Here is an 8940-nt window from a genome sequence, read left to right on the forward strand (position 1 = left end):
CTCTTATCAGCAAGTGTTGTAAAACGGCGTAATGTGCTATCTCCTGGCAGCCATGCTTCTGGGATAAATACCTGCTTTATTACAGACTTATAGATAGCAATAGCATATTTTAATCTTTTTTTGCGAGGGTCTGCAATTCTCCAGCATGCTCGCGTTGCATCATAAAGATCTATCAATGCCATATCTTTTACATATGTATTATTGATGTTTATCAAAATGGAATCATCAGGAAGATCATTTATGTATATTGTATCATCTGAGCCAAGGTCACGTCGTATTTCATCCAAAGAACGGCGACCAAATAACCGAGACTGAAATCCCTTTTTTATATTTGTTAACTCTTTTCCCAGCAAATCAATAGCCACACTTTCGGCAACAAGGGCTTCTCGTTCATTCTCAAGATTAAAACGAACGATTTCAATTACTGGTTTTTGTCCCCTATCATATATTTCTCTTATCTTACTTACTTTCCTAGAATCTGATTTATCCAGTAGATGTTGAAAACAGCGATTCCCTTTTCCTATATAAAAAGGAAAAGACATATCAGCTGGATCATAGTATGCATATACATAGTACTTTAATTTTTCGCAAATCTCATGAGAAAAAAGCAGTTTTTTTACATCCTCGTTAGTAGGATAAGAAAATTGGGGGATAACGCTTTTCATCTAATACGATCCTACTTGTCCAGCGCGCACAATGCCAGGCGGGCGGCCTCCTGCTCGGCCTTCTTGCAGCTGGTGCCGGTGGCCGTGAACTGCTGCCCCGAGGGCAGGGAGACCTGCACGGTGAAGTGCCGGGCATGTTCCGGGCCTTCACAGGCCAGGGTCGTATAGACGGGGCGATCGTGGAAAAGGGCCACCGAGCGTTCCTGCAAACTGGTCTTGAAATCCTTGGTCTTGGGTTTGCCCACACAGACCTCGTCCAGAAGCGCCCCGAAGATGCGGGCCACGACCTTTTGGGCCGCGGCATAGCCGCCGTCTTCGTACACGGAGGCCAGCACGGCTTCGAACACGTCGCTGAGTACGGCGTCACGGCTGCGACCGCCCTGCTGCTCCTCGCCGCGCCCCAGGCGCAGCAGCTGGTCGATGCCCGTTTCCCGGGCCCTCTGGGCCAGACTGGTGGTGCCCACCAGCTGGGAGCGCACACGGGTCATTTCGCCTTCGCGGGCCTGCGGAAAGCGTGTGAACAGCTCCCACGAAATGCACAGTTCAAGGACGGCATCGCCCAGGAACTCCAGACGCTCGTTGTGCGCCTGCCCCAGTCCATGTTCATTGGCCCACGAGCTGTGGGTCAGGGCCAGGGCCACCCGTTCCGGGCGTGAAAAATGATAGTCCAGGATCTGTTCGATGCGTTTCAGGTCCGCCGCCGAGATGCTGAGATCGAGTTTTTTGCTGTGTTCCATGCGCAGCAGTCTAGTCACTTCAGGACGCAAGGCAACAGAAATTTTCTTGACACCCGGCCTTTCAGCGCCTACCTATTTGGAGCAAAATTCAGAGACTTCCGCATGTCCGGCCGTCATACGGCCCCATGCTGGCGAGGAGACATTATGGCTTACGATATCCGCCTCATGAAGCTGGTGACCGGCGAAATGGTCATCGGCAAGTACGACGCCGAAAAAGACTGCCTCAACGAAGTGGCCAGCCTGCAGAGCATCCCCACCCAGCAGGGCATGCAGATGATGCTCCTGCCTTACGGCTATCCTTTCGAGCCCAACTTCACCGGCACCCTGGAAGGCCGTCACTTCCTGTACCGCTACGCCGACACCCCCAAGGAACTGCAGGACAAGTACATCGAAGCCTGCACCAACCTCACCGTGGCCGGCGGCCTGGGCAAGCTGAACTTCGGTCCCTCCGTGCAGACCGGCAGCGGCCTCATCAAGTAGCCCGTTTTCCATCAGGTTTCCGGGGCGGCATCTGCCGCCCTTTTTTGTATCCAGACAACAGGGATGTTTATGCGCGCACTGCTCCCCATTCTGCCCCGCCCCAGCCGCTACGCCGGTATCGAAGAGGGCGCCTGCCACAAAGACCCCGCCCAGGTTCGCCTGCGTGTGGGCCTGGCCTTTCCCGATACCTATGAAGTCGGCATGTCCTATCTGGGGCAGAAGATCCTTTACGGTATCGTCAACAGCCACGAACACTGGTGGGCCGAACGGGTCATGGCCCCGGAACGCGAAGCAGGCGACATCCTGCGGCAACACGGCTGCCCGCTGGGCACGCTGGAATCCGGCACGCCGCTGCGTGACCTGCACTGCCTTTCCTTCTCCATCACCCATGAGCTGTGCTACACCAACGTGCTCTACATGCTGGAGCTGGGCAACATCCCCCTGCGCACGGCCGACAGGCCGCAGGATCTGCGCCAGTGCCCGCTGGTCATCGCCGGTGGCGGCGCCCTGCTGAGCGCCGAGCCGCTGGCCCCCTTCATCGACCTGATGGTGCTGGGCGACGGCGAAGAATCCCTGCCCGACGTGCTGCGCCTGCTGGAACAGGCCCTGGACGAAGGCTGGACGCGTGACCGCTGTCTGGAAGAGGCCCGCCACATCCCCGGCGTCTACATCCCCTCTTTCTTCACGCCGGATGCGGAAGGCTGTTTGCAGCCCCGTTTTGCCGACCACGCCCGGCCCTCGCGCCGCATCGTGGCCGACTTCGACAAGGTGGCCTACCCCACCAGCCAGGTGGTGCCCATCGGCGCGGTGCACAACCGCCTGTCGCTGGAGATCGCCCGCGGCTGTACGCGCGGCTGCCGTTTCTGCCATGCGGGCATGGTCTACCGCCCCGTGCGCGAACGGTCGCTGGACACCATCACCGGCCTGCTGGACGACTGCCTGAAAAAGACGGGCTTCGACGAGATCTCCTTCCTTTCGCTGAGCACGGGCGACTTTTCCGCGCTCAAGACCCTGAGCCACGGCGTGCTGGGCCGCTGCGCCCAGGAACAGATCAGCCTTTCGCTGCCGTCGTTGCGCGTGGGCTCCATCGACGACGAGATCATGCAGCGCATGTCCGACCTGCGCCGCACGGGCTGTACCCTAGCCCCCGAAGCGGGCAGCCAGCGCCTGCGTGACGTCATCAACAAGGGCGTCACCGAGGAACAGGTGCTGCTGCATGTGCAGAAGCTGCTGGAATACGGCTGGCGTCAGGTCAAACTCTATTTCATGATCGGCCTGCCCACCGAGACCGACGAGGACCTCAAGGCCATCGCCGACCTTTGCCGCAAGGTGCGCGACGCCGCGGGCAAGGGCAACCCGCGCCTGCAGGTCACGGCGGCGCTCTCGCCCTTCGTGCCCAAGCCCTTCACGCCTTTCCAGTGGGTGGAACAGATCAGCCAGGAAGAGATCCAGCGCCGTGTGCAGGTGGTGCGCAACGAATTCAAGGGCCAGAAGTTCCTCAAGCTGCGCTGGCACGAACCGGCCATGAGCCATCTGGAAGGCATCCTTTCCCGCGCTGACCGCCGTCTGGCCGATGTGGTGGAAAAGGTCTACCGCAAGGGCGGCATCTTCACCAGCTGGATCGAAGGTTTCGATCTGGCCCCCTGGCTGGAAGCTCTGGAAGAATGCGGTCTGACAGCCGACGAGTTCACCCGGGCCCGCAGCATGGACGAATACCTGCCCTGGGAACATCTGGAGGCCGGCGTCTCGCCCGAATTCCTGCGCCGCGAATACGAACGCGCGCTGGCGGGCAAGGTCACGGAAGACTGCCGCTACCATGCCTGCCGCCAGTGCGGCGCCTGCGACACCAAGGCCGGGCCTTCGCGCATGCCCCATGCCAGCCTGGGCGAGGACGGCCAGCCGCTGGAGCACCACAACCGTCTGGTCTTCCCCCAGCGCGACCAGCAGGCCCACCAGCCCGCCCGTGACGAGGAAGGACGCATCATCTGCCGTACCCACGAGAACAAACCGCCGCAGATCGCGCCGGAGCTGGCCGTCAAGGCCGTCCAGTACCGCATCTGGCATACCAAGACCGGCGGCAGCTCCTACCTCAGCCAGCTGGAGCTCCAGGCCATCCTCGACCGCGCGCTGCGCCGTGCCGACCTGCCCATGGCCTTCTCGCAGGGCTTCCATCCCATGCCGCTGATGTCCTTTGGCCGGGCCCTGCCGGTGGGCATGGAAAGCCGTGCCGAATGGTTCGCCATTACCCTGCGCACTCCCATGTCCGCTGCCGAAGTGCATACCCGTCTGGCCTCGGCCCTGCCTACGGGCATGGCCGTCATCCGCGTGGAAGAGGTGGACAAGAGCCGTCGCACGGAACAGTCCGTGGCCGAGACCTTCCGCCTGCGCACCGGCAGCATCGACGGTGAAGGCCTTTCGCTGGCGGCCGTGCGCGACTGCTTCGCGTCCTTTGCCGCCCAGGAAAGCGTCATGCTGACCCGCGAGACCAAGAAGGGCCCGCGTACCAGCGACATCCGCCGCCACCTGCTGCGCTGGAAGGAACTGGAGGACGGCAGCCTGGAATTCAGCCTGGACTGGAGCGACGGCTACCTTTCGCCCCTGCTGCTCTGCACCAGCATCTGCGCCTCACTGGGTGACGAGTCCCGCCTGCGGGCGCTGCTGCGCCTGAGCAAGACGGCCCAGCATTTCGCGGACGGCCAGGTCTGCCCGTAAAGGATCACATTTCAGGGCCTTCCGTGGATGGATGCTCCATCCGGTTGCGGAAGGCCCTTTTTGCGGCTCTGTTCCGGCCGCGCCATCGTGCCGGAAAGCATCCCGCCCAATATATGTTCTGCTCATATCAGGAGGCATCATGGCTCCCCGTTCCACCACGGAAACGTTCTTCTTTTTCGGTGATTCCCTGACCCTGGGCGTCAATGACAATGCCATGCCCGGCGGCTGGGTCAGCCGCCTTGTGCTGCTGGGTTCCCAGGCCGGCTGGTACGATATGCCGCCCGCCACCTTCTACAATCTGGGCGTGCGCCGCCATACCTCCACGGACATCGCCGCCCGCTGGCAGGCCGAAGTGGCGTCCCGCCAGATCCCCGGCACCATCAACCATCTGGCCTTCTGCCCGGGCGTGGTGGACATGTCTCCTGCCCAGATGCGGCCGGTGGACGAGGTCTGCGCCACGGTCATGCAGATGCTGGATCAGGCCTCGGCCCTGGGTCCGGTCTTGCTTATCTGCCCGCCTCCTGTTAAAGAGCCCGCCATGAGCCAGCGCATCGCCTCGCTCTGCGAGGCCTATGTGACGGCATGTGCCCGCAAGGGACATCCCTGTGCCGATGTGCACGCCGCTCTGGCGGCCTCGCCCGAGTACATGGATGATCTTGAGGATGGCCTGCATCCCGGCCCGCAGGGCGCTGCCCTGATGGCCCGTCTGCTGGCTGAAGACCCGGCCGTACGCCGCTTTTTTCTGACCGCCAAACAGGATGATTGATATGGGCTCCTGCCAGCCTTTCGTCGATGACGAACCCTTTGACAAGCGCGTGAAGACGCTTGCCGACAATGAATTGCTGGAGATCTGGGAAGAGACCCAGCAGCTGGAAGATCTGCTGCGCACCCAGATGCAGACCGACCTTGCCATGGCCCCCGAATACGAGCGCCTCATCGTCAGTGAGCTGCAGCTGCGCAGCAACAGGGCTTTGCTGCACGTCCGCTAGCGTTGCTGGATCGTTGGGCGGGCGGTCCCGTGGGCTTTTCTTGCTCACAGACACAATCTGTGACCGCCAGCGCGCCGTCCGGCGCACAGAGGGAAGCCATTCCCCTCCCTGCCCTTCCTCAAACACGTTTCCTCAGGCCGGTCCCCTCGCGGGGCCGGCCTTCATTTTTCCCAGTTTTTTCGCATCATGCGGCCCGAACGTTCCTTTTTAGCGCCACGAGCATAGGAAAGCCGCAGCTTTCGCGCCCCAGGAATGGCCGCAGCCGCAAACGCCCTCTTCCTTTCCGGGGCGATCCATCATTCGCCAGGCCTCAAGTCCCCCATGCCAGACAGGGATACCTGCAAAGAAAGCCCATAAAAAAGGCCTGTGGCGTCACCACAGGCCTTTCATCATTTTCAGGTCATACGGCTCAGGCTATTGCCCGAACGCTTTTTCCAGGGCATCTTCCAGCGTCCCGGCCGTATAGACGTCACGCAGCACCAGCGGGGACGAAGCCTGCTCCCCTGCCGGGAACAGGGCCGTCAGCGGTATGCTCTTGCTGCCCAGGGCCTCCAGCAGGCGGATGCCGTACGCATTGACGCCCGTCAGGTCCACGCGGATCAGTTCCATGCCGTAGCGCGCACGCAGCTTGCGCATCCGCTCATCGGTCAGCACCGTAGCTTCCAGCACCTTGCAGTTGGGGCAGGAATCCGCCGTGAATTCCAGCAGCATGGCTTTCTGGCCCAGATCGGCCTGGAACTGTTCGGGGCTGAATTTCCGCCACTGCACCAGCGGTGCGGCAGGTCGCAGGACCCAGATGAAGGAGCCCACCAGTATCAGGACCGTCAGGGCCCCGATGATGCGGCAACGCAGGCGGGGGGAGGCGGGGCCGCAGAACTGGCCCCAGAGCCAGGCCACCAGCGAAAGCACCAGCAGCACGCACAGGACCTGCATATGCTTTTCCACCGGCAGGATGGAGAGCAGATACAGGGCCGTGCCCAGCAGGCAGAAGCCCAGGACACGTTCAAAGACTTTCATCCAGTTGCCCGGACGCGGCAGGATGCGGGCCAGCTGGGGCCAGATGCTGAACAGGATGTACGGCAGGGCCATGCCCAGGCCCACGGCCCAAAAGACCACCATCAGGACCAGCAGAGGCTGGGTGAAGGCCCAGCCCAGCACACCGCCCAGCAGCGGGCCGCTGCACGGCGTGGCCAGGAAGGTGGAGACCAGACCGGTCAGGTAGGGTTGCAGACGGGGATTCTTGCTGTTGGCACCGGCCTTGAGGTCGATGACCGGCAGGGTGAAGACCCCCAGCATGGAAAGGCCCATGAGGAAGACCAGCATCACCAGGCCCAGCAGCAGGCTCTGCTGCTGATAGAGCTGCCCCCAGATCATGTCGGCGGCGCCCAGCACCAGGGCCAGCAGGGTGAACAGGGTCATGATGCCTGCGGAGAAAAAGAGGTTGTGCTCACGGAAACGCCGCAGGCTCTCCTTGTCTCCCCTGCCGCCCATGAGCAGCAGACCGCTGATCTTGAAGGTCAGCACCGGCAGGACGCAGGGCATGGCATTGAGCAGCAGGCCCGCCAGAATGCCCACGGCAAGCGCCATGCCGAATCCCGATATCTCCACAGAGCCGTCAGCATACTGCGGCGTCAGCTCCAGGGCAAAACCGTCCGGGGGCGGCAGGGGCTTTTCGCCGTCTTCCTCCTGCAGGGCGGCCAGCGGGTCCTGCGCCGGATCCGTAACGGCACTCAGGCCGCCCGCTCCGCCCTCGTCCATGGCAAAAGGCAGACCGGACACAGGGGCGCTGCCTTTGGAGAGCACGGGCGGCAAACGCCGCAATTCTTCCCAGCGGGCCTTCCAGGGGGCCTCTTCCAATCCGGGCAAGGTATCCGGTACCTGGCCGCTGATGGTCTGCGAGACCGGAAGACAATTGCGCGAGGAACAGAGCAGCATGCTCAGGACAGCCTCAAAGCCGCGATGCCGGGCCTCGTGCGGCAAAAGGACGAACAGGGTCGTGGGGCTTTCGTAAACGTAGACGGTCGCATCAGGATCGAACAGATCCCGCTGCATGAAGCCCTGCGGATACCAGACGGGCAGTCCGCTGCCGTCATCCAGACGGATGGAAAGCGTGGTCGGGCGTCCGGCATCTCCGGATTCATGGGCATAGGCATGGTAGCCTTGCGGGAATGCCATCTCCACAGCCATAACGATGCCGTCAGGGCCTTCAGCAAAATGCGGCTGCACGGATACGATGTCCGCCGCAGCGGACTCTCTCGTATCTATTTGGAATATAAACAAAAATAAAACAAGCACCCCAATCAGGGCAGCAAAGTTCCGTGTTTTTTTCATCAAATACCTCTGGGAAGGCACTATAAAATCTTTTTTTTCCTTTTAAAAGTGTTGACAGAGAGGCCGCAAAAGAGTAGGTCTCTTTTTCGCGGATGGGTCATTAGCTCAATTGGTAGAGCAGCTGACTCTTAATCAGTTGGTTCGGGGTTCGAGTCCCTGATGGCCCACCATCCTAACAATCGCATATGTTTCCACGCTTGTGGGTCATTAGCTCAATTGGTAGAGCAGCTGACTCTTAATCAGTTGGTTCGGGGTTCGAGTCCCTGATGGCCCACCACCATGATACCAACCGCTTTTTGCGGATATCGTGGGTCATTAGCTCAATTGGTAGAGCAGCTGACTCTTAATCAGTTGGTTCGGGGTTCGAGTCCCTGATGGCCCACCACAAGATATCAACCGCCTTTTGCGGAGATCATGGGTCATTAGCTCAATTGGTAGAGCAGCTGACTCTTAATCAGTTGGTTCGGGGTTCGAGTCCCTGATGGCCCACCATATTTCGCCCTTGCAGGAAACTGCAAGGTTTTTTTTTATGCGCTTCCCCCTGCCTTTGGGCGGGCCGCATCAGAGGCCTGACGTTATCCCCGGTCAGCCTTTGCAGCCTGCCTGCGTCATCCTGCACGCATCTGGACCGGCCGCACGGTCTTTCCTTTCGCCTCTCCAGTCCTCCCGATGCGGACGGCCATCGTTCTTTTTCCCCGCTGTGAGCCTTCTGTACCCCTGTCCCGCTTCGATCCGCCTTCCCGCCACGGGACTCCTCTGCCGCACCCTACGCCCCCCTGTGGCGATCCGGCGCGACAAACGGACATCAGGTTGCCCTGTGGCATCATATGCCAACCGGAAGTGGGGCCCCTCCTCTGCCCTGTTTACCCGACCTGCTCCTGCCGGTCGAACACACGCACATAGCGGTGCCCTGCCACTTCGCGTCGAGCCCCGGCAGGCTGCCCCCCATAAAACGAAGAGGAAGGAAAGCCGGGGCTTCCCTTCCTCCTGTCAGCGCGGCGGTCACCGCGCATCACAAATCTTGTC

The 8940-nt window shown here is 60.8% G+C and carries 7 protein-coding genes and 4 tRNA genes; 8 read left to right on the top strand and 3 right to left on the bottom strand.

The window, feature by feature from the left end:
* Positions 1 to 665 (bottom strand): LEM-3-like GIY-YIG domain-containing protein (locus ACQRCJ_RS11415; protein WP_427799840.1); only part of this gene is annotated, 665 nt, incomplete at its 3' end.
* A gap of 11 nt (positions 666 to 676) precedes the next feature.
* Positions 677 to 1402: a ribonuclease III gene (gene rnc / locus ACQRCJ_RS11420; protein ID WP_427799841.1), complete on the bottom strand. Its 726-nt coding sequence runs from the start codon at positions 1400 to 1402 to the stop codon at positions 677 to 679.
* A 144-nt stretch (positions 1403 to 1546) separates the two neighbouring features.
* Here rnc and ACQRCJ_RS11425 point away from each other — a divergent pair, with 144 nt between their 5' ends.
* The 4 genes from ACQRCJ_RS11425 (at position 1547) to ACQRCJ_RS11440 (ending at position 5583) form a co-directional block, all read left to right on the top strand.
* Positions 1547 to 1882 (top strand): hypothetical protein, encoded by a 336-nt coding sequence (locus ACQRCJ_RS11425; protein ID WP_303930373.1) that lies wholly within the window; start codon positions 1547 to 1549, stop codon positions 1880 to 1882.
* Between the two features lie 69 nt (positions 1883 to 1951).
* Complete coding sequence (locus ACQRCJ_RS11430; protein ID WP_427799842.1) at positions 1952 to 4594, top strand: TIGR03960 family B12-binding radical SAM protein; 2643 nt, start codon at positions 1952 to 1954, stop codon at positions 4592 to 4594.
* A 139-nt stretch (positions 4595 to 4733) separates the two neighbouring features.
* On the top strand, positions 4734 to 5360 hold the full coding sequence (locus ACQRCJ_RS11435; protein WP_168935767.1) for a GDSL-type esterase/lipase family protein: 627 nt from the start codon (positions 4734 to 4736) through the stop codon (positions 5358 to 5360).
* Position 5361: 1 nt separating this feature from the next.
* Positions 5362 to 5583, top strand: coding sequence for a hypothetical protein (locus tag ACQRCJ_RS11440; protein ID WP_040369113.1), 222 nt, complete (start codon positions 5362 to 5364; stop codon positions 5581 to 5583).
* 414 nt (positions 5584 to 5997) lie between these two features.
* Here the strand turns inward: ACQRCJ_RS11440 and ACQRCJ_RS11445 are convergent, their stop codons facing one another.
* Entirely contained in the window at positions 5998 to 7809 is a 1812-nt protein-coding gene (locus tag ACQRCJ_RS11445; RefSeq protein ID WP_427799843.1) for a protein-disulfide reductase DsbD family protein, read from the bottom strand.
* Between the two features lie 199 nt (positions 7810 to 8008).
* Here ACQRCJ_RS11445 and ACQRCJ_RS11450 point away from each other — a divergent pair.
* The 4 genes from ACQRCJ_RS11450 (at position 8009) to ACQRCJ_RS11465 (ending at position 8406) form a co-directional block, all read left to right on the top strand.
* Positions 8009 to 8084 (top strand) — tRNA-Lys (locus ACQRCJ_RS11450).
* Positions 8085 to 8115: 31 nt separating this feature from the next.
* A tRNA-Lys gene (locus ACQRCJ_RS11455) sits at positions 8116 to 8191 on the top strand.
* Positions 8192 to 8223: 32 nt separating this feature from the next.
* A tRNA-Lys gene (locus tag ACQRCJ_RS11460) sits at positions 8224 to 8299 on the top strand.
* Positions 8300 to 8330: 31 nt separating this feature from the next.
* Positions 8331 to 8406: transfer RNA gene (locus ACQRCJ_RS11465), tRNA-Lys, on the top strand.
* Positions 8407 to 8940 lie beyond the last annotated feature (534 nt).

It is taken from the genome of Desulfovibrio sp. SGI.102 (genome assembly GCF_050314315.1).
Taxonomy (GTDB): Bacteria; Desulfobacterota; Desulfovibrionia; order Desulfovibrionales; family Desulfovibrionaceae; genus Desulfovibrio.